Source organism: Novosphingobium rosa NBRC 15208 (assembly GCF_001598555.1).
GTDB lineage: Bacteria > Pseudomonadota > Alphaproteobacteria > Sphingomonadales > Sphingomonadaceae > Novosphingobium > Novosphingobium rosa.
The window spans coordinates 1-18,499 of sequence record NZ_BCZE01000109.1 but is presented as its reverse complement, the minus strand read 5'-3'; the positions used below and the strand labels follow the sequence as shown (position 1 = coordinate 18,499).

At 66.3% G+C, this 18,499-nt stretch carries 15 protein-coding genes; 7 read left to right on the top strand and 8 right to left on the bottom strand.

Translation table 11 applies throughout. The annotated features are described in order from the left end of the window. Window positions 1-92 precede the first annotated feature (92 nt). From SR3_RS27855 to SR3_RS27845, 3 genes are all read left to right on the top strand, one after another. Window positions 93-968, top strand: a complete 876-nt coding sequence (locus tag SR3_RS27855; RefSeq protein ID WP_245654138.1) for a LysR family transcriptional regulator — start codon at window positions 93-95, stop codon at window positions 966-968. A 141-nt stretch (window positions 969-1,109) separates the two neighbouring features. Continuing rightward, complete coding sequence (locus SR3_RS27850) at window positions 1,110-1,643, top strand: hypothetical protein (RefSeq protein ID WP_068093828.1); 534 nt, start codon at window positions 1,110-1,112, stop codon at window positions 1,641-1,643. A 77-nt stretch (window positions 1,644-1,720) separates the two neighbouring features. Continuing rightward, entirely contained in the window at window positions 1,721-1,915 is a 195-nt protein-coding gene (locus SR3_RS27845; protein WP_068093824.1) for a hypothetical protein, read from the top strand. On the opposite strand, the gene SR3_RS27840 is transcribed toward SR3_RS27845, so the two are convergent. The 8 genes from SR3_RS27840 to SR3_RS27805 are packed head-to-tail and all read right to left on the bottom strand — an operon-like array spanning window position 1,902 to window position 11,790. After that, window positions 1,902-3,008: a CapA family protein gene (locus SR3_RS27840; protein WP_068093821.1), complete on the bottom strand. Its 1,107-nt coding sequence runs from the start codon at window positions 3,006-3,008 to the stop codon at window positions 1,902-1,904. The genes SR3_RS27845 and SR3_RS27840 overlap by 14 nt on opposite strands. Further along, a complete protein-coding gene (locus tag SR3_RS27835) occupies window positions 3,009-4,211 on the bottom strand; it encodes a CaiB/BaiF CoA transferase family protein (RefSeq protein ID WP_084455999.1) in 1,203 nt (400 codons plus the stop codon). Further along, on the bottom strand, window positions 4,208-5,359 hold the full coding sequence (locus SR3_RS27830; RefSeq protein WP_068093816.1) for a CaiB/BaiF CoA transferase family protein: 1,152 nt from the start codon (window positions 5,357-5,359) through the stop codon (window positions 4,208-4,210). Before SR3_RS27830 ends, SR3_RS27835 begins: the two co-directional genes overlap by 4 nt. Further along, window positions 5,356-7,680 carry a 2-hydroxyacyl-CoA dehydratase family protein gene (locus SR3_RS30975; RefSeq protein ID WP_218018899.1) on the bottom strand — a complete coding sequence of 775 codons (2,325 nt, stop codon included), beginning with the start codon at window positions 7,678-7,680 and terminating at the stop codon, window positions 5,356-5,358. The genes SR3_RS27830 and SR3_RS30975 overlap by 4 nt, the downstream gene beginning before the upstream one ends. Continuing rightward, on the bottom strand, window positions 7,677-8,927 hold the full coding sequence (locus SR3_RS27820) for a CaiB/BaiF CoA transferase family protein (RefSeq protein WP_068093813.1): 1,251 nt from the start codon (window positions 8,925-8,927) through the stop codon (window positions 7,677-7,679). Before SR3_RS27820 ends, SR3_RS30975 begins: the two co-directional genes overlap by 4 nt. Then, on the bottom strand, window positions 8,924-9,973 hold the full coding sequence (gene dctP / locus SR3_RS27815; protein WP_068093811.1) for a TRAP transporter substrate-binding protein DctP: 1,050 nt from the start codon (window positions 9,971-9,973) through the stop codon (window positions 8,924-8,926). The genes SR3_RS27820 and dctP overlap by 4 nt, the downstream gene beginning before the upstream one ends. Before the next feature lie 3 nt (window positions 9,974-9,976). Beyond that, window positions 9,977-11,284 carry a TRAP transporter large permease gene (locus SR3_RS27810; RefSeq protein WP_245654137.1) on the bottom strand — a complete coding sequence of 436 codons (1,308 nt, stop codon included), beginning with the start codon at window positions 11,282-11,284 and terminating at the stop codon, window positions 9,977-9,979. Further along, window positions 11,281-11,790 carry a TRAP transporter small permease subunit gene (locus tag SR3_RS27805; protein ID WP_068093808.1) on the bottom strand — a complete coding sequence of 170 codons (510 nt, stop codon included), beginning with the start codon at window positions 11,788-11,790 and terminating at the stop codon, window positions 11,281-11,283. The genes SR3_RS27810 and SR3_RS27805 overlap by 4 nt, the downstream gene beginning before the upstream one ends. Window positions 11,791-11,944: 154 nt before the next feature. On the opposite strand from SR3_RS27805, the gene SR3_RS27800 reads away from it, so the two are divergent. The 4 genes from SR3_RS27800 to SR3_RS27785 all read left to right on the top strand — a co-directional run. Further along, entirely contained in the window at window positions 11,945-12,466 is a 522-nt protein-coding gene (locus tag SR3_RS27800; RefSeq protein WP_084455997.1) for a MarR family winged helix-turn-helix transcriptional regulator, read from the top strand. A gap of 186 nt (window positions 12,467-12,652) precedes the next feature. Then, window positions 12,653-15,340: a TonB-dependent receptor plug domain-containing protein gene (locus tag SR3_RS27795; protein WP_169805729.1), complete on the top strand. Its 2,688-nt coding sequence runs from the start codon at window positions 12,653-12,655 to the stop codon at window positions 15,338-15,340. Next, window positions 15,340-17,118 carry a CocE/NonD family hydrolase gene (locus tag SR3_RS27790; RefSeq protein ID WP_084455995.1) on the top strand — a complete coding sequence of 593 codons (1,779 nt, stop codon included), beginning with the start codon at window positions 15,340-15,342 and terminating at the stop codon, window positions 17,116-17,118. Before SR3_RS27795 ends, SR3_RS27790 begins: the two co-directional genes overlap by 1 nt. 57 nt (window positions 17,119-17,175) lie before the next feature. Continuing rightward, window positions 17,176-18,499 (top strand): alpha/beta hydrolase domain-containing protein (locus SR3_RS27785; protein WP_157099167.1); only part of this gene is annotated, 1,324 nt, incomplete at its 3' end.

Here is an 18,499-nt window from a genome sequence, read left to right as displayed (position 1 = left end):
CCGGACATCCTTCTCCTAGCTCTTGTTGCGGGAGGGATAGCAGGATCAAAACATTTGCTCTAATAATAGATTTTTACCTTTATCGATAGGCCATGCCTATCAGAGGCATGATGCACCGGATCGCGCTCTATCATCTGGAAACGCTGCTGTGGATCGCGCGATTGGGCACGTTTCATGCCGCCGCCGCGCGGCTCAACACCACCCAGCCCACGATTTCGGCGCGCATGCGCGAGCTGGAGGGCCAGCTGGGCTATCCGCTCTTCCAGCGCGAGGGGCGGCGCATGCTGCTCACCGCGCGCGCGCGCCAGCTGGTGCAGGATTGCGAACCGATCTGGGTGCAGCTCGAACGCGCGCTGGACAGCACCCACCGCGCCGGTTCGGTGCGGATCGGCACGGGGGAGATCGCCGCCGCCACCTGCCTGCCGGGCTTTCTGGCCAGCCTTGAGCAGGATTTCCCCGGCGTCACCATGGATGTCTCGATCGAGCTGACCGCCCATCTGATCGAGCATCTGCTCAGCGCGGTCAGCGATCTGGTGTTTCTGGCCGGTCCGGTGGCGGCGCCGGGGCTGAAGGTGGCCTCGATCGGCGCGGTGAAGCTGGTCTGGCTGGGTAGCCCCTCCACGGCGGCCTGCATGAGCGACAGGGTGCCGGTGTGGTCCTTGCCGCGCCATTCGCCCTTGCATCGCATCATGCTGGAAACCTTGGCGGAGAAAGGTCTGGAGCCGGCCATCGTCCATCGCTGCAACAATGTGCGGACCTTGATCGATACGGTGGCGGCGGGGCAGGGGATCGCCCTGTTGCCTCAACCGATGGTGGCCGAGGCGATGGCGCAAGGCGTGCTGGTCGAGGTCTGGCCCGCGCCGGAGCGGGATATTCTGTTTCAGGTGGCGATGCGCGCGGGGGAGAGCGATCCGCTGATCGTCGATCTGTTCAACCGGGCTCAAGCTTTGCAAATTGCCGCGGAATAGGCCGGTGGAGTGTGCCTGTGCTGCGGTCAGGGGCAGGGAACTAGGGGATTGCCCTGGGGTACGCCGCCACCAAGCACAGGGATTTTGCCGTTAAAACAGTGGCGCCCTATCCTGAAAAGGCTTGGCAAGGAGGCTTGGAGCATGACGAGTATTTCCAGCACCACCAGTGCCGTCGGCGCTTTGTCGACCTATCTCAGCCAGCTCAGCTCCGGCACGACCGGCACCAGCAGCGGCTCGACCGCCAACGGCAGCGACGCCGCTTCGCTGATCGCCATGATCAACGGTACGGACGCCAATGCATCCAACCTGTCGACCCTGCTGGGCACCAACACCACCACGAGTTCAACCAATGCGTTGAGCGCGCTGCTGGGCACCAGCTATGACACCACCCAAGGCCTGCTGACCGAGATCAGTTCGCTGGCCCAATCGCTGGCGGCGGGCACCTCGACGACGGCGAGCGGCACGGACAGCAGCTCCACCAGCGGGACAACCACCAGCGGGACAACCACCGACGGCAGCAGCACAACAGGTTCGACCACGGGCAGCACGGGCAGCGATACGTCGACCTCCACCTCCACGACGACCGACCCGGCGGCCACGCGGGCGAAGATCACCCAATTGCTGAATCAGGCCTATGCCAGCCAGCAGCAGGGCTTCCTCTCGCTGCTGGTTTAAACAGGCATTCCGGCGGGCGGGATCGCAGGGGGCAAGCCTGCCCTTGATCCCGCCAGCCGGGCGACTATTCTGCCCCGATGCGAACCCGGCTGAGCATCTGCCTGAGAAAAAAGCGCTATCGCAGCGAGGCGGAGGCGCTTGAGGTGGTGTTCAGCGCCGACTATCCCTTGCGCCCCTATCGTTGCGACCGCTGCGGCCAGTTCCATCTGACCGGTCGGACCAAGGGCAAGAAGACTCCCCGCCTCCCGGCCCCCGCGCTCAGCCAGGGCTGAAGCTGACGCCATCCTCGCTGCGCCAGTCCAGCGGGGGCAGGCCCGCCGCTTCACCGATGCTGCGGATATAGCCAACCACATCGCCTGCCTTGTTGCCCGCCAGAATGGGGCGACCGGGGGGCTCGAACCAGATGGGCAGCAGGCCGGTCTCGATGCTGCCGTCCTCGTGCCACAGGATCTGGCCGATCATGCCGTTCACCGCCTCGGGGTGGAACGGGGCAAGGGGGTAGGCCGGATCGGGCTCGAAACCGAACATGCGCTTGCGGCGCTCGACCCATTCGGCGCGGGCCGGGTGGTCCTGAGCGGGGGAGAGCGCATGGGTCACCACGCAGCCATTGCCCAGCCCGTGGAACACCGGTCTGCCCGCCACGATCTCGATCCCGCGCGCGATATGGGCGTGGTGGCCCACCACCACATCGGCCCCGGCGGCGATGGCGGCGGCGCTGAGGGGGCGCTCATAGGGAGCCAGAGCGGCTGGGCGATGGGTGATGCCCTTGTGTAGCGCCACCACCACCAGATCGGCCTTGCCTTTGGCCGCCGCGATATCGGCCTCCATCAGCGCCTGAGACTCCGGATCGATGGTCACCAGATCGGCTTGCGGACGCGAAGGTCCGCCATCCTCGGGCAGGATGCGGATATAGGCGCAGCCGGGCTTGCCTTCGCCCGCCCAGCTCAGCTCCGGGCCGACGCAATTGTAGCTGAGCAGGGCGATGGTCCGCTGGCCCACTGGAATCAGGCGCGGGGCGCGGGCAGCGTTCAGATCCACGCCCGCCCCGGCGTGGGCGATGTGGTTGCGATCCAGCCCTGCCATCGTATCGGCCAGCCCCTGATCGCCGCAGTCCATCATATGGTTGCCCGCCATGCTGACCGCGCTCACCCCCGCGCGGGCCAGAGCATCGAGATGCGCGGGATCGGCGCCGGGAGCGGGCACGTCTCCGGGCACCTCCTCGGTGCTGGTGGTGTAGGGCACCTCCAGATGGCCAATGACCAGATCGGCGGCGCGCAGCGTTGGGGAAAGGCCGGACAGCCAGTGATCGGCATCCGGCACATCGAGGATCAGATCGCCAAGCAGCAGGATTTTGGTTGCGGTCATTCAGATCACCTTGGCGTTGCGCAGGGCGGCGATGGCGGTTTCGTCCATGCCCAGTTCGGCCAGAATGGCGTCGGTGTCGGCGCCAAGAACGGGTACGGCAGCGGTTTTTTCCGGGCGCGGGAAGCCCGGGCCGAAGCCGGGGCCGAGGATTGTGAGAGGCTGGTCCTGCCCCGGCCCCGATCCTGGCAAAGTGGCGCTGTGCAGCAGTCCGCGCTGGGCGGTATGGGGGTGAGAGAGGATATCGCCGATCTTGCCGATGGCGGCGGCGGGCACGCCAGCGGCGGCCAGCGTGGCATCCAGCGCCTGTGCATCGTGGAGCAGCATCTGCGCCGTCAGCCAGCCCTTGAGATCGGCATAATGCGTCACGCGGGCGGCATGGGTGGCGAAACGCTCGTCCTCGATCAGCGTTGGATGGCCCAGAGCGGTGAACAGGGCGGCGATCTGGTGCTGGTGATTGGCGCCCAGCGCGATCCAGCCGGTGCGGCAGGCGTAATATTCCGCTGTCGCCACCAGACGGAAACCGCGATTGCCGGTGCCCTTGGGGGCCTCCCCTGTATAGGACCAGACCGAGGCCGCCGAGCCCATGATCTTCAGCGCCGCATCGATCATCGCGACATCCAGCCGCTCGCCCTGCCCGGTAAGGTCGCGGCGGCGTAGCGCGGCCAGCACGCCGATCACGCCAAGATAGCCGGTGAAGCTGTCCACCACCGGAATGCCGATCTTCAGCGGGCCCTCGGGGGTGGCGTTCATCATCGCCATGCCCGATGTGGCTTGGGCGATATGGTCATAGGCGCCGCGATCGCGCAGCGGCCCCTCCTGTCCGAAGCCGGACAGCGAGAGATAGATCAGGCCCGGGTTGCAGGCGCGGAGGGACTCGCACCCAAGCCCCAGCCTGGCCATCACGCCGGGGCGGAAGTTCTCGACGAGGATATCGGCTTTCCCCGCCAGATCGCGGGCGATGGCCAGTCCCTCGGGCGCTTTCAGATCCAGCGTCAGCGAGCGCTTCCCGGCATTGACCGCGGCAAAGGGGATCGACAGGCCGGGCAGCCCGGCATGCTCGGTATAATGGCGGAAGGTGTCGCCTGTGCCGGGCGGCTCGACCTTCGTCACCACAGCGCCCAGTTGCGCCAGCATCTGCGTGGCGGTGGGCCCGGCGATGGCATGGGTGAAATCCAGCACCCTGATCCCTTCGAGCGGCATCATGCGGTGTCTCCCAATGTGGCGGGATCGAAGCCCAGTTCGCGCAGGATGTCCGCCGTGTCCGCGCCGGGAAGGGCGGCGGGGCGCGGCGGGGCGCTGGGCGTGTCGGTGAGGATAAAGGGCAGCGCCAGTTGCGTGACCGGCGCCTGATCGGGCAGCGGCACCGCCATGATCCGTCCCCGCGCGCGGTGATGGGGATGAACGGCGGCCTGCGCCGGGGTCAGCACGGGCATGGCTTGCGTATCGGCCTGCGCCAGCAGCGCCACCCATGCGTCGCGCGGGCGGGAGGCGATGATGGCGGCGATCTCGGCCTGCATCTGCGGGTGCAGATCGGCGCGGTGTTGCAGAGGCCCCAGATCCTCGCGCCCGATGGCGGCGCAGAAGCGCTGCCAATAGCGAGGCTCCATATCGGTGGTGCACAGATACTGCCCATCCGCGCAGAGCCACACCCCGCCCTTGGGATGCCATGCGTCGGGCCGGGGCATGGCATCCAGATCGTCGTAACGGCCCATGGAGACAGCCAGCAAAGGCAGGCAGGCGTCGCTCATGGCGACATCGACATGCTGGCCTTTCCCGCTGCGCTCACGGGCTTGCAGGGCCAGCAGCAGGGCGATGGTGGCATGGGCGCCCGTCAGCACATCGGCCACCTGCAGGCCGGGCAGCGAGGGCTCCGGCAGGCCGTTCAGGCGAGACAGCGCCCCGGCCAGCGCCAGCGCCGCGGGATCATGCCCGGCGCGGTCCGCGCAAGGCCCTGTCTGCCCGGCAAAGCTGACCGAAAGGTAGATCAGACGCGGATTGAGCGCCAGCATCGCCTCCACGCCATAGCCCATGGCGGCCAGCACGCCGGGGCGGTAATCCTCGATCAGCACATCGGCTTTGGCGATCATTTTTTCGAGGATCGGGCGGGATTGCGCCGCGCCCGGATCGATCTTCAGGCTGCGCTTGTTGCGGGTGTAGCTGGGGCGGGCGCGGCGGCGCAGGGCGGCGGCTTCATCGCCATCCTCGCCGAACATGGCGGCCTGTTTGGCCAGTTCGCGCGGGTGTTCGATGCGGATGACCTCCGCGCCCATGTCGCCACCCACCCAGCTGGCATAGGCACCCGGCAGAAACCGGCTGAAATCGACGATGGACAGGCCGGTCAGCGCGGTCATGCCTGTGCCAGACGTTGCGCTGCCCGCGCCGAGGCAGGGCCTTCGATAAAGGTGGTGATCGAGGCATCGGTGGCGGCGGCGTCCTCGCCCTCGCGGTTGAAGTTGTCGGTGGTGAGTTGCAGCACCGGATAGCCCGCCGCCTGCAACGCGCGGACCACAAAGGGATCGGCATCCGCCAGAGCCACCACGCCATCCACCGCATGCGTATCGGCCTCATGCACATACCATGGGCCGGCCCATGTCGGCATGCGCAGCTCGTCGCCCATGGTGATGCAGCGCGAGGCCAGCGCGCGCAAGGGATCACGCCCGCCCGACAGATCGCGGATATAGCCATCGGCCGCCAGCGCCAGATACATCGACCAGACGAAGACCGCGCCATGGCTCTCCTCCCATTTCTGGTAGAAGCCCATATCGCTCCACAACCCGCGCCCCAGCCAGAGTAGGCGGATTTTTTCACCGGGGCAGGCAGCCAGACCGGCATCGACGCGGGCCTTCACCTCTTCATAGAAGGCGCGGGCGGCGTCGCGCGCCCAGACCGTGCCGCGATGCCATTGCGGCACCATGGTGGCGGGCATGGAATCGACCACGCCAATCGGCGCGGGCACCGTGCGGGCGACCAGATCGCGGGTGGCGCGGTAATAGCCCTCCTGCTCGTTGACCAGATCCATGACGGCGCGGAATTTATCGGGCGAGAAGCTGCGTCCGGTCGCCTGTTCCAGCTGCGCGATCACGGTGCGCAGTTCCTCGGTCATCAGATCGAGGCGCTCAGCTTCCAGAGCGGTGTCCCATTGCTCGGGCAGGCGTTTCCACCAGTCGCTGTAGAGGTCGGGGCGCGGGTCGCTGGTCTTTTCGTAGACGAAGGATTGTGCGCCGGTCTCGCGCGCCCAGTTGCCGAAGATTTTCGCGGTCGGCTCGGAAGAGGCGACGGCATGCAGAAAATCCGGGTGAGGCAATCCGCCCCAAGGGGCGTTGTCCGCATCGTCATCGAAATGGGCGGCCAGGCCCTGGGCGGAATAGGCCTCCACATCGGAGGGGTAGTGATGGTCGCGCAGCAGGCCCTGATAGCGGCGCGACTGCTGCTTGGCCGCCACGATCGAGGCCCACCACTGATTGACCACAAAGGGAATATCCAGCGCGCGCAGGATCTCTTGAGGGGCATTGGCATTGACCATGGCGAAGGGGCTGCCATCGGCCACAGCCGCGCGGATGCCGGCGAACCAGTCACGCTGATAGGCGTTGAAGCTGGCGACCGATGTCAGCGACTTGCGGCTGCGCGGCGGGGGAGGCGGCGCGGTGCGTGGGGCTTTGGGGGCGGTTTGCGGTTTGGCCTGAACGGGTTCGCCGTGCAGGGCGGCGGCCAGTTTTTCTCCGCCATGGGCGGGGCAGCGAAGGGTGAGGACGGGGATATTCGGCACGGCGTTCCGCAGGGCGGCGATGTCCCATGGCGCGGCTTCGTCACCGCCGATGGCGATATGGAGGATGGCCTCTGGCCGTGTGGCTTGCGCCAGAGCGGCGAGGCGGGCGGCGGGGGCGGCGCTGTCTTCCACCAGCGGCGGGACGGGGCCGTGCGCGAAGCGGGCGCCCCAAGGGTGATCCTCGCCGACGATCAGATGGCCTTGGGCCTCGATGGTGCGATAGATCGCGTCGTTTTCATGCGCCGTGCCGCAGACCAGCACGCGCTTGCCCGGCAGGACAGGAGCATCGGGCAGGGTGGCCGGCAGGGTTTCCAGTGCGGCCATATGCTGAGCAGGCGGCAGGATGGCGGCGCTGGCGATGATGGTCAGCGCATCGCCGCCCGAGAGGCGCCCGGCGGCGCGGTGGGGGGCGAGAGCGTCGAGCAGCGCGGTCTGGTGGGCTAGCAGGCTTTCGATCTCGGCCAGCTGCTCGGGGGCATGGCCGTCCAGAGCGATCAGCCAGTCCTGCAATTGGGCCAGTCGTCTGGCGCTGTAGGCCTGCGACGATGGGCGATCCATATGCAGCAGGTCGAGGAAGTGGATGTGCTTTGGCGTGGGCTCCCCTTGCCGCGCCAGTTCGCGCAGGGCGGCGTAGAGTTGGGCCTGCTCGCTGTCGGCGGCGGTAATGAGGATTGGCGTTTCTGCCAGTTTCTCGTCCAGCAGCGTCTCCAGCAGGGCCCGTCCACGCGCGCTCATGGCGGTGGCGCCCATGATGGCGTCGGCGCGGGGCGTTTGCGCCATGATCGGCGCGACCAGACGCACCGGCTGGAAGCCGCAGGCCAGCAGCAGGGCGCGCGGAGCATCGAAGCCCAGCGTGCGGATGATGCGCGTACCGGACGCCGGCTGGGCGAGGAATGGCGCGATCATAGCACGCCGTCGCTTTTCAGGCGGGCCATGTCGGTGTCGGAATAGCCCAGCAGCTCGCGGTAGATCGCGTCATTGTGCTGGCCGATGCTGACGGGCAGCGCATCGTCAAAGCCGGTGGTGGCCGCCGAAAACTGGATCGGCACGCCCGAGGTGCGCAGATCGACCGTGGAGCCATAGGTGGGGTGTTCCACCGCCATGGTCTCGTGGCGCTCGACAACGCGGGGGTCGACCAGCGCGTCTTCAGGATGACGCACCGGGGCGACGGGGACGCCGCGTGCTTCCAGAGCGGCCACAACATCGGCCACCGGCAAAGTGCGGCTCCAGGCGTTGATGCGGGCTTCCAGCACTTCGGCGTTGGCGACGCGGGCGTCGCGGTTGCAGAAGCGGGGGTCTTGCGCGAGGTCCGGCTCGCCCATGGCGGAGAACAAGCCGCGCGCCAAAGGCTCATGCACCGCCACCACCGCGACATAGCCATCGGCGCATTCGAACACGCCGAAGGGCGACAGGCGCTGGACGGTGAGGCCGGTGCGCGCCTCCATGCCCGCCGCCGCCATGGCCGACCAGTTCTCGATTGCCACGAAGGAGGTGAGCGCGCCCAGCATCGAAACGTCCACATGCTGGCCCTCGCCGGTACGGTGGCGCTGTTCGATGGCGGCGAGGATGCCGATCACGGTGAAGACCGGGGCCAGCATATCGGCGATGGGGATGCCGATGCGCACGGGGGGATGGCCGGGTTCGCCGCTGGTGAACATCGCGCCCGACAGCGCCTGAATGATCACATCCATCGCCTTGCCCGAATGGTTGTTGGCGCCAAAGCCCGAGAGCGAGGCGAAGACCACGCCGGGGTTGACCGCCTTGCAGGCCTCATACCCCACGCCGAGCCGGTCGGCGGTGCCGGCGGTGAAGTTCTCGACCACGATGTCCGCCTTGGCCACCAGATCCATGAAGACCTTCTTGCCTTCCGGATGCTTGAGGTTGAGCGAGACGCCATATTTGCCCCGCGCGCGGGTGAGGTGCGAGAGCGAGATATCGTCTTCATGCGCACGCTCGACGAGGATGCCGTCGCGGCCCAGATAGGGGCTGTTTTCGCGGGCGAGGTCGCCGCCATGGGGTTCTTCCACCTTGATGACCTTGGCGCCAAGGCCCGCCAGCAGCAGCGTGGCATAGGGCCCGGCCAGCGCGCGGGTCAGGTCGATGACGGTGAGGCCTTCGAGGGGGCGGGCCAAAGGGGTGGGTGGCTGAGTCATCGGGCGGGTTCCTTGGAAGGGGCGGCGCAGGTGGCGGTGCCATGCGCGATCAGGGATTGGGCGGCGCGGAAGACGGGCTCTCCATCGATGCCGAAGCGGGAGAGGTCGCGCGCCTGCACCAGGGCGAAACGGTTGTAGAGGTCGTCGAAACGGGCCTGATCGGCAGCGGGCAGGGGGATCACTTCGACGTGATGGGCATGCGCGAAGTCGAAACCGGCCTGTTCGGCCTTGACGTTCTGGGTGTTGAGTTGGGCTTCCCACCAGGGTTTGGAATCCGCCAGCAGCTTTTGCAGATCGGCGGGCAGGCGGCGCCATGCCAGATCGGACATGGCGCGGGCCGGATAGCCGCCCCGGCTGAGGCGCAAGGTGGTGTAATGGTGGGCCACTTCGGCGAAATGCAGGCTCTTGATCGTGTCGGCGGGGGCGACCACGCCGTCGATCACGCCTTTGGCCAGAGCGGAATAGACATCCGCCATCGGCATGTTCACCGGATCGGCGCCCAGCGCGCGCAAGGTGTCGATGCTGTCGGTCTGGGCGCGCAGGCGCAGGCCTTTCAGGTCAGCCAGCGTGTGGACGGCTTTGTCGCGGGTGATGAGGCCCGGGAAATTGCCCGCCTGCACCGCCAGCACATGGAGGCCAGAAAGTTCCTGATTGTATTGCGGGAAGCGCGCGGCGAGGCAGTCATAGACAGCGACCTGCTGCTCCATGGTGTTGACGCCGCCGTAAAACCCGGCCTGCGTGCGTTGCAGATGGGCGCCGCCGCGCGTGTAGATCGGGGTGATCAAGCCGATATCGGCCAGACCATGGCGGATTTCGCTGATGCTCATGTTGGAGGAGATCAGCGCGCCCGACCAGAAGGGCTTGAAGGCGATCCGCCCGCCGCTGGCCTGCTCCACATGCTTCATCCAGGCGATGTCGGCCTTGCTGAAGGGATGGGTGGGCGGATAGGGGCTGGCGTAGGTCAGCGTGTAGTCGGCGTGATGCTCGGGTTTGGGCGAGCAGGCGGCGAGCAAAGCGCAGATGGCCAGCGTGATGATCTTGCGCATGGCTCAGGCTCCCACGACCGAGGGCAGCCACAGCGCCATCGCGGGGATGGCGATCAGGCAGGCCAGATGCAGGAAATCGGCAACGAGGAAGGGGATCACCCCGCGAAAGATCGTGCCCAGCGACAGATCCTTGGCCACGCCCTGCAGCACATAGATGTTGAGCCCCAGCGGCGGGTGGACAAAGCCCAGCTCCATGGTGCGCACCAGAAAGATGCCGAACCAGATCGGGCTGTAGCCCAGCGTATGGGCGATGGGCAGGAAGATGGGCGTGGTCAGCAGCATCAGCGCCACGCCGTCGAGGAAGCTGCCCAGCAGCAACAGCACGGCGGCCATGGCGACGATGGCCAGCACCGGGCTGGCATGCAGGCCGATCACGGCGTTGGACATCGCCTCGGTGATGCCGCTGATCGAGACGAAGGTGGCGAACAGCATGGCGCCGATGATGACCAGATAGATCATGCCCGCCGTGCGCAGGGTGGATTTTGCCGCGCTGCCCAGCGCGCCGAGGGAAAAGGCCCCGCGCAGGGTCAGGATCACCAGCGCGGCCACCACGCCGACCGAGGCGGCCTCGGTGGGGGTGAACCAGCCGATCATCAGCCCGCCCAGCACGAAGGTGATCAGCAGCGCGATGTCGGCGATCTTGGTGAGGGCGCGCAGGCGTTCGCTCCAGGGCGCGCGGGCGATGGCGGGGGCCAGGTCGGGCTTCAGGGCGCACAGGATGATGATGGTGGCCAGATAGCTGATAGCCTGCGTGGCCACCGGGATCAGCGAGGCGGCGAAGAGCTTGCCGATGGATTGCTCGGCGATGATGCCGAAGACGATCAGCGCGCCCGAAGGGGGCACCAGCGAGCCCAGCGTGCCGCCAGCGGCCAGCGCGCCCGCCGCAAAGCCCGGCTGGTATCCGGCCTTGCGCATTTCGGGCAGAGCCACCGAGCTGATGGTGGCGACGGTCGCCAGCGAGGAGCCGCTGATCGCGCCGAAGCCCGCGCAGCCCGCGATGGAGGCCAGCGCCAGCCCGCCGCGCCGATGGCCGACGAATTTGGCGGCGACCGCGAAGAAATCGCGGCTGGCCCCGGCGGCGAAGCAGATATGCGCCATCAGCAGGAACAGCGGCAGCACGCCGAGCTCATATTTGCTCATGATGTCGAAGGAGGTGACGGCGCCCTTGGTCAGCGCCGCTTCGGGCGAGATCAGCACGGCCATGCCACCCAGGCCGATCAGCGCCAGGCCGACGCCAATGGGCACGCCTGCGGCCAGCAGGAGAAGGAGAAGCGCAACGCCGCCGGCGCCGATCAGTTCGGGGGGGATCATGCGTCCGCTCCCTTGATGGCGCGGCGCAGGAACAGGGCGGCGATGGCGATGGTGGTCAGCAGCCACAAGGCGCGCAGCCAGCGCAGGGGGATATGCAGCAATTCGGTCTGCTCGAAGCCGCTCCACAGTTCGGCGTTGAGGTGCGCTGTGCCCAAGGCCAGCAGGATAAACAGCAGCGCGCCGAACAGGGCGGCGATGCGCGCCAGCCGCCCGGCGTTATCAGGCGACAGGCGCGCCGTCAGCATATGCACGCTGGCGTGATGGAAATCGAGCGTGGCCACCAGCATGGCCGAGGTGGAGAGCAAGACAATCGCCGCCTCGGTGATCTCGATCGAGCCCAGCAGATGCAGGCCGATATGGCGCCCGGCCACTGCAATCGCATCGGAGCCCGCCGCCAGTATCAGCCCCAGCGCGCCGGGCGTATAGGCGGCCAGCATCGCCGTGCGGCTCCAGCGTGATGGAGCAGGGCGTTCGGGCGCGCTGTCGCCGGCCTCGCTTGGCAGCATGATGTCCTCTTTCCCTTCTGGCGCTCTGCGGCGCATGGTGCTGGCGGGCGACGTTGACAGGCTGACCGCCAGGGCGTCTAATACCCGTATTCCATAGATGGTAGATTAGGAAGATAATTGATGATGTCAACCAATTTGCAGCCGGGGCGCATCGATGGCCAGTAAGGTGGCAGGCAGCGGGCGGGCGGCGCAGACCCGCGTTGTGGACAGCGGCACAGGCGTGAAGCTGGGGCGGTTGGGCGATTTTGTCGGCTTCCGTCTGCGGCGCGTGCAGAATCAGCTGTCGCGGGATTTCGCGGCGGTGACGGCGGAGCGTGGATTGCGCTCGGGCCTGTTTTCCTCGCTGGCTTTGATCTCGGCGAATCCGGGCCTGTCTCAAGCCGAATTGTCGCGGGAAATCGCCATGGACAAGTCGGTCACGGTCACGCTGGTCGATGAAATGGAGCGGCGCGGCTGGGCCGAGCGCAAACGTTCCCCCACCGATCGGCGGCGCCATGCGCTCTTCATCACGGCAGAGGGTGAGGCGCAGCTGGAAGAGATGTTCGCGCTGGTCAGCGAGACGGAAAATGCCGTTTTGCATCAACTTTCTCCGGCGGAATTGCTGCTGCTCAGCGAGCTGCTCGACCGCATGTATGCCGTCTGCGTGGCGGAGGATGGTGGGGATGCTGTAAAATAGGTGATAAAAAATAAGGTTGACTCATTCTACCATTATCACCATCTTCCCCGGCAGAAGCAGAGTGCAGTGCCGACAGGCTGAATGACGCCGTCGGGAGAGGACAGATCACAGGGGGCCGGTGTTGGCCCCCGCTCGCCCTCGTGCTGTCCATCTGCGCGTGCATGCATTGCAAGCGGGAGGATAATCATGACAACAGCCGCGTTTCGGGTCGCAACCCTGTTGAGTTCCGCCTTGGCGCTGACGCTGATCGCGCCTGTGGCCGCCTATGCTCAGGATCAGGCGGCAACTCCGGTCGCGCCGCCTGCGGCAGCCCCCGAAACCCACGCCGATGCCGACATCATCGTCACCGGCAGCCGCGTGCGTGGCGTGGCCCCCATCGGCTCGCCGGTGGTGGCGATGAGCAACAAGGATATTGCGCAGGCTGGCCGCGTCACGCTGCAGCAGGCCATTCAGGATCTGCCGCAGGTCTTCAATCTGGGCGTTTCGGAAGGATCGCGCGGGCAGACGGGCGGCGCGGGCAACATCGTCTATGGCAATTCGATCAATTTGCGCGGCATCGGCCCCAATGCCACGCTGATTATTGTCGACGGGCATCGCGTGACCAACAATGGCCGCTCGATCGACCCCTCGATCTTGCCCACATTGGGCGTCGAGCGGGTGGAAGTCGTGGCCGATGGCGCCTCGGCGATCTATGGTTCGGATGCTGTGGCGGGCGTGGTCAATCTCATTCCACGCCGGAATTTCAACGGTCTGGAGATGGTGGCGCGCGGCGGTATTTCCGACGATGGCGTCTACACCGAAAAGACCTTGGGTGCGGCGTTTGGTCACAAGTTCAACGGCGGCCAGTTCACGCTGGCCTATGAACATGTCGAAAAGAGCAATCTCAACGGCAATGACCGCAGTTTCTTTCGTTCCAACCAGACCAGCTCGGGCGGCAACAACTATTCGGTGACCAAATGCGCCCCCGGCACGCTGAAGGCGGGCGGCGTGTCCTATGCCATGCCCGCGCAGCTGACTCAGGCCAATGCCGGAAGTCTGGTGGCTGGCACAGCGAACACATGCAACGATCTGCAGGGTCAGGATCTTATTCCTCGTCAGCGCTATGACAGCATGAACGGCACCTTCGATTACGCCATCAACGACTGGCTGAGCCTGACCGCAGACGGTTTCTATTCCTATCGCGCCTTCCAGCGCCTGCCCGCTTTCGCCAATGCCACGATCACCGTGCCCTCCACCAACGCCTTCTTCGTGCGCCCCAATGGCTTCACCGGCAACAGCTACACCATCGACTACAACTTCATGAATGACAGCCAGCGCAACCAAAGCTGGGGCCATTCGGAAAGCTGGCAGATCTCGCCGGGCATCAAGGTCAAGCTGCCGCATGGCTGGCAGTTCGAGGCGCTGTTCGACAAGGGCCGCACCTATGACATTTCCTCCTCCACGGCCGGGCTGAACAACAGCGCGCTCACCGCTGCGCTGGCCAGCGGCAATGCCGCCACCGCCTTCGATCCTTATGGGCTGGGGCGCACCTCGGCGGCAACGCTGGCGGGGATTTTCAACCAGGTCTCGATCAACCCCACCATCGGCCGCTTCACCGGCTATGAGGCGCGGCTCAACGGCACGTTGCTGCATCTGGCGGGCGGCGATGTGAAGCTGGCGCTGGGTTACGAGGGCCAGCAGTTCGACATGTCGCTGGGCGTGCAGAACGGCGTGCCGGGCACGGCCTATCGCTGGACCAGTCCGGGCCGCCGCGTCGATTCCGCCTATGCCGAGCTGGTGATCCCGGTGTTCAGCGGCGCCAATGCCATCCCCGGCCTGCGCAAGCTGGAGCTGGATGGCGCGGTGCGTTACGACAAATATTCCGATGTGGGCGCCACCACCAATCCCAAATTCGGCGTCAACTGGTCGCCCATCGAGGGGATGACGGTGCGTGGCAGCTATGGCACCAGCTTCCGCGCGCCCACCCTGCCGCAGATCTATGGCAACACCAACCAGCTCTATGTGCAGAGCTACCAGAACCCCAATGGCGGCGCGCCGATCACCGGCGTGGCGCTTTCCGGCGGCAATCCCGGGCTGAAGCCTGAGACGGCCAGCACATGGTCGGTGGGCGCCGATTACAATCCGGTGCGCAATCTGCGTCTGTCGCTCACCTATTGGAATGTCGATTACAAGAACCAGGTGATCGCGCTGCTGTCGGATCTTTCGGTGCTGACGCGCGCGGCGCAGTACAATGGCACGGGGCTGATCACGCAGGGCGCGCAGGCCTCGCAGATCGTGGCGAATTATATCGCCAGCGGTCTGGCGGTGTCGGGCGCCCTGCCGGGGGGCAGCGCGGCCAATGTCACCACCTTTGTCGATGGGCGCAGCCAGAATCTGGGCCGCTCGATCACGCGCGGTTTCGACTTTTCCGCCAATTACCTGCTGCCCACGGACAACATTGGCAATTTCACCTTTAATCTGGCCGGCACCTATCTGACGAAATATCTTTCCCAGCAGACGCCGAGCGCGCCCTTCCTCAATCTGCTGAACCAGATCTATCAGCCGCTGCAGTTCAAGGCGCGGCTCAGCGTCAACTGGGATCTGGGGCGCTTTTCCGCGATGGTGCGGGCCAACCATCTGGGCGGCTATGCCAACACCGCCGCCACGCCCGTGCAGAAGGTGGCCAGCTATACGCCGATCGACCTCAACCTCAGCTTCCGCGTGGGTGACAAGGCCAAGCCCTTCACGCTGGGGCTGGAGGTGCGCAACCTCTTCGATGTGAACCCGCCCTATGTGAATGTGGCCCCCAGCACCAATGGCGGCGGCGGCTATGATGCGACCGCCACCGATCCGGTGGGCCGCCTGATCGCCGTTTCGGCGCGGAAGACGTTCTGATGCGCGCGCGTTTCGCCCTTGCCGCCAGCCTTGCCGCTCTGATTGCCGTGACGGGCGTGGGAGAGGGCAAGGCCCAGCCCGTCGCTCCCGCAGCTCTTCAGCCCGCAGCGGCGCCTGCCAGCTTTGGCCATTATCAGCCGCCCAGGCAGTACACCGAGCAGCTGCGCTCCACCTTCTATGTCCGCCTGCGTGACGGCACGCGGCTGGCGGTGACGGTGGCGCGCCCGGCGGTGGGCGGCAAGGTGGTGGCGGGCAGGTTCCCCGTCATCTGGCACCACACGCTGTCCGCCACGCAGGAGGCCGCCGATGGCACCGGGCCGCGCGTGGCCGGCTATCACGCGATCCCCACGCTCACCGATTACGGCTATGTGGTGGTGCAGGTGGCGCGGCGCGGCAATGGCCAGTCCTTCGGCACGATGCGCGGCTATCATGAGCGCAACGAGGATGCCGACGCCTATGAGATGATCGACTGGCTGGCCACGCAGGACTGGTCCAACGGCATGGTCGGGCAATATGGCTGCTCGAACACGGGCGATGCGGCGATGCATGCGCTGACGGGGGGCAATCCCAATCTGAAGGCGGTGTTCGCGGGCTGCTTCTCATGGAACAAGTATGATGCCATGCGCCGTGGCGGCATCTTCGCGCAATGGGGCACCGGCCCCACGCGCAGCGTCGCTCAGGATATGGCCATCGCGCCTGTCGATGACGACAAGGACAAGGTGCTGCTCCACGCCGCCGCGCTGGAGCATCAGCGGGCCACGCCGCTCTTCGAGCTGTGGAAGTCCATGCCGTTCCGAGACAGCTGGGCGCCTTCGGTGCAGTCCACCTTCTGGCAGGAGGGCAGCGTGTCCTCTTATGCCCAGCAGGTGCGGCGCTCGGGCACGCCGCTCTACATCATGGGCGGCTGGCGCGATGAGCTGCGCGATCAGGGGCTGATCGCGCGGATGAACCTGCCGGGCACCCGCATCCTGATCGGCGACTGGCTGCATTGCCAGAATGAGGGCTTCGCGCTGGTCGAGGAAATCCATCGCTTCTTCGACCGTTATCTCAAGGGCATCGATACGGGTCTGGATGCGCAGGCGCCGATCCATTATTTCGTGGTGAACGCGGGCGCGGATCATAAGGGCGAGTGGCGCGAGGCCAAGGACTGGCCGCTGCCCCAGAGCAAGGAGACGCCTTATGTGATCTCCCCCGCCGGGCTGCTGGCGGGCACGGCTCCGGCCAAGCCGCTGCATCAGGCTTTCCCGGTCGATTACACCGTGACCTGCCCCGAAGGCGGTTCGGGATCGACGGTGCAGCCCTGCCATCTGCCGGGCAAGGGGCTTTCCATCGCGGGCAAGGCCTTGACCCAGCCTCTGGAAATCACCGGCCATGCGCTGGCCGACATCTGGATCGCGGCGGACACGAAGGACGCCAACCTCTTCCTGCTGGTCGAGGATGTGGCGCCCGATGGCACGGTGCGTGTGGTCACGGAAGGCCGGTTGAAGGCATCCTTGCGCAAGCTGGACAAGGCCCCCTGGGCGCTGCCCGGCATCCCCTGGCACCGCGCCTATGCCGAGGACGCCCAGCCGCTGACCCCGAACGAGCCGACGCGCCTGCAGTTCGACATCATGCCCACCTCCTATGTCTTCTTGCCGGGCCACAAGGTGCAGTTCACCTTCACCGGATCGGACCATCGCGAGCGTGCGCGCGATCCTGAGGCCCAGCCGAAGGAGATCACGCTGATCAGCGACAAGGCGCACCCGTCCACCGTCAGCCTGCCGGTGGTGGCGCATTGATCCTTTCCGGGCCGGGGGCAATGCGCTTCCCGGCCCGCTTTCTGTGAGACGATGACGATGACGCTCTTCTCCCCCAAAAACGTTCGATGCCTGTTGCTGGCTGGCCTTTCGCTGGCCTGCGCGCTGCCCGCCCATGCCGAAGGCGCGCATTGGAGCCAGCGCATTCCCGAAACCGCCACCTCGCATATTTTTGGTCCCATCGTGCTGCCCGGCACGGCGGATGCGGAGGCGCTGAAAAAGGCTGATTACGTGCAGGAGGAATATTTCCTCTCCGGCACCGGCAACATCTATGCCGAAGGCCCTCAGGGCGGCCCGATCAGCGTGGCCAAAAGCGGCGTACCCTACACCACCCGCGTGGTGATCGTGCGCCCGCGCGATCCGAAAAACTTCAACGGCATCGTGCAGCTGGCCTTCCAGCACCCCAGCCTTGCGGGCACGCAATGGGGCCGGATCGATACGCTGGTGCTGCGCACCGGCTCGGCCTATGCCGTGGTGATCAATGGCGGCGACGCGCCCAGCCGCAAGCTGGGATCGCCGCAATTCCCGGTCTCCGCGCCCTATTTGCCGCGCTGGTACGATCCCGTCCGCTACAAGGACTTCACCGTGCCCGAGGATGACGGCATCCGCTGGGACATCATCGGACAGACCGCCAGCCTGTTGCGTGATCCCGGCAGCAGCGGTCCGCTGGCCGGGCTGAAGGTGAGGCGCGTCTATGTCTCGGGCTGGTCCTTTCTGGGCAGCACGATCCGCAGCTGGATCAACTTCGGCTTCCATGACCGCTATCGCCGCAAGGATGGCTCGCCGGTGATCGACGGCTATCTGATCGGCATTTCGGCGGGGTCGGTGGAGGCGGGGCATGTGCCGCTCAACTCCACCGGGCCGCATGTCGACCATCGCCATGACATGCTGCGCCAGATCGACGTGCCGGTGATCGAGCTGACCTCCTCCATGGAGGCGATCACCAATGTCTTCCCTCAGGCGCCGGAAAGCGACGCGGTGAAGGGGGGGCATCGCATCTATGAGCTGGGCGGGGTCAGCCATCTCGATCAGGGCACGCACAGCCAGTTCAAGCCCGCCACCGAGCAGTTGATCGCCCGCCATCACCCCGCCGCCAAGGAAGCCCCGGTCTGCACCGTGGAGGACACTGACGTGCCGATGCGCGATGTGGCGCAGGCCGCGATGGCCAACATCGATCAGTGGGTGGCCACCGGCAAGGCGCCGCCGCGCACCAGCCGCATGCAGGTGCGGCCCGATGGCAAGGATTATGTCCGCGATGCTTTCGGCAACCCGCTGGGGGGCGTGCGGGTGGCGCAGCTCGATGTGCCGCTGGTGACTTATGCCGAGGCGCCCGCCTCGGCTTGCGGCGGGGTGGTGCCGATCC

Excerpts from the sequence above, each read along its gene's own strand:
- SR3_RS27810 (WP_245654137.1), bottom strand. The coding sequence starts at position 11,284 with ATGATCCCCCCCGAACTGATCGGCGCCGGCGGCGTTGCGCTTCTCCTT.
- SR3_RS27795 (WP_169805729.1), top strand. The coding sequence starts at position 12,653 with ATGACAACAGCCGCGTTTCGGGTCGCAACCCTGTTGAGTTCCGCCTTG.
- SR3_RS27800 (WP_084455997.1), top strand. The coding sequence starts at position 11,945 with ATGGCCAGTAAGGTGGCAGGCAGCGGGCGGGCGGCGCAGACCCGCGTT.
- SR3_RS27855 (WP_245654138.1), top strand. The coding sequence starts at position 93 with ATGCCTATCAGAGGCATGATGCACCGGATCGCGCTCTATCATCTGGAA.
- SR3_RS27790 (WP_084455995.1), top strand. The coding sequence starts at position 15,340 with ATGCGCGCGCGTTTCGCCCTTGCCGCCAGCCTTGCCGCTCTGATTGCC.
- SR3_RS27820 (WP_068093813.1), bottom strand. The coding sequence starts at position 8,927 with ATGACTCAGCCACCCACCCCTTTGGCCCGCCCCCTCGAAGGCCTCACC.
- SR3_RS27850 (WP_068093828.1), top strand. The coding sequence starts at position 1,110 with ATGACGAGTATTTCCAGCACCACCAGTGCCGTCGGCGCTTTGTCGACC.
- SR3_RS27805 (WP_068093808.1), bottom strand. The coding sequence starts at position 11,790 with ATGCTGCCAAGCGAGGCCGGCGACAGCGCGCCCGAACGCCCTGCTCCA.
- SR3_RS27835 (WP_084455999.1), bottom strand. The coding sequence starts at position 4,211 with ATGATGCCGCTCGAAGGGATCAGGGTGCTGGATTTCACCCATGCCATC.
- dctP (WP_068093811.1), bottom strand. The coding sequence starts at position 9,973 with ATGCGCAAGATCATCACGCTGGCCATCTGCGCTTTGCTCGCCGCCTGC.
- SR3_RS30975 (WP_218018899.1), bottom strand. The coding sequence starts at position 7,680 with ATGATCGCGCCATTCCTCGCCCAGCCGGCGTCCGGTACGCGCATCATC.
- SR3_RS27845 (WP_068093824.1), top strand. The coding sequence starts at position 1,721 with ATGCGAACCCGGCTGAGCATCTGCCTGAGAAAAAAGCGCTATCGCAGC.
- SR3_RS27830 (WP_068093816.1), bottom strand. The coding sequence starts at position 5,359 with ATGACCGCGCTGACCGGCCTGTCCATCGTCGATTTCAGCCGGTTTCTG.
- SR3_RS27840 (WP_068093821.1), bottom strand. The coding sequence starts at position 3,008 with ATGACCGCAACCAAAATCCTGCTGCTTGGCGATCTGATCCTCGATGTG.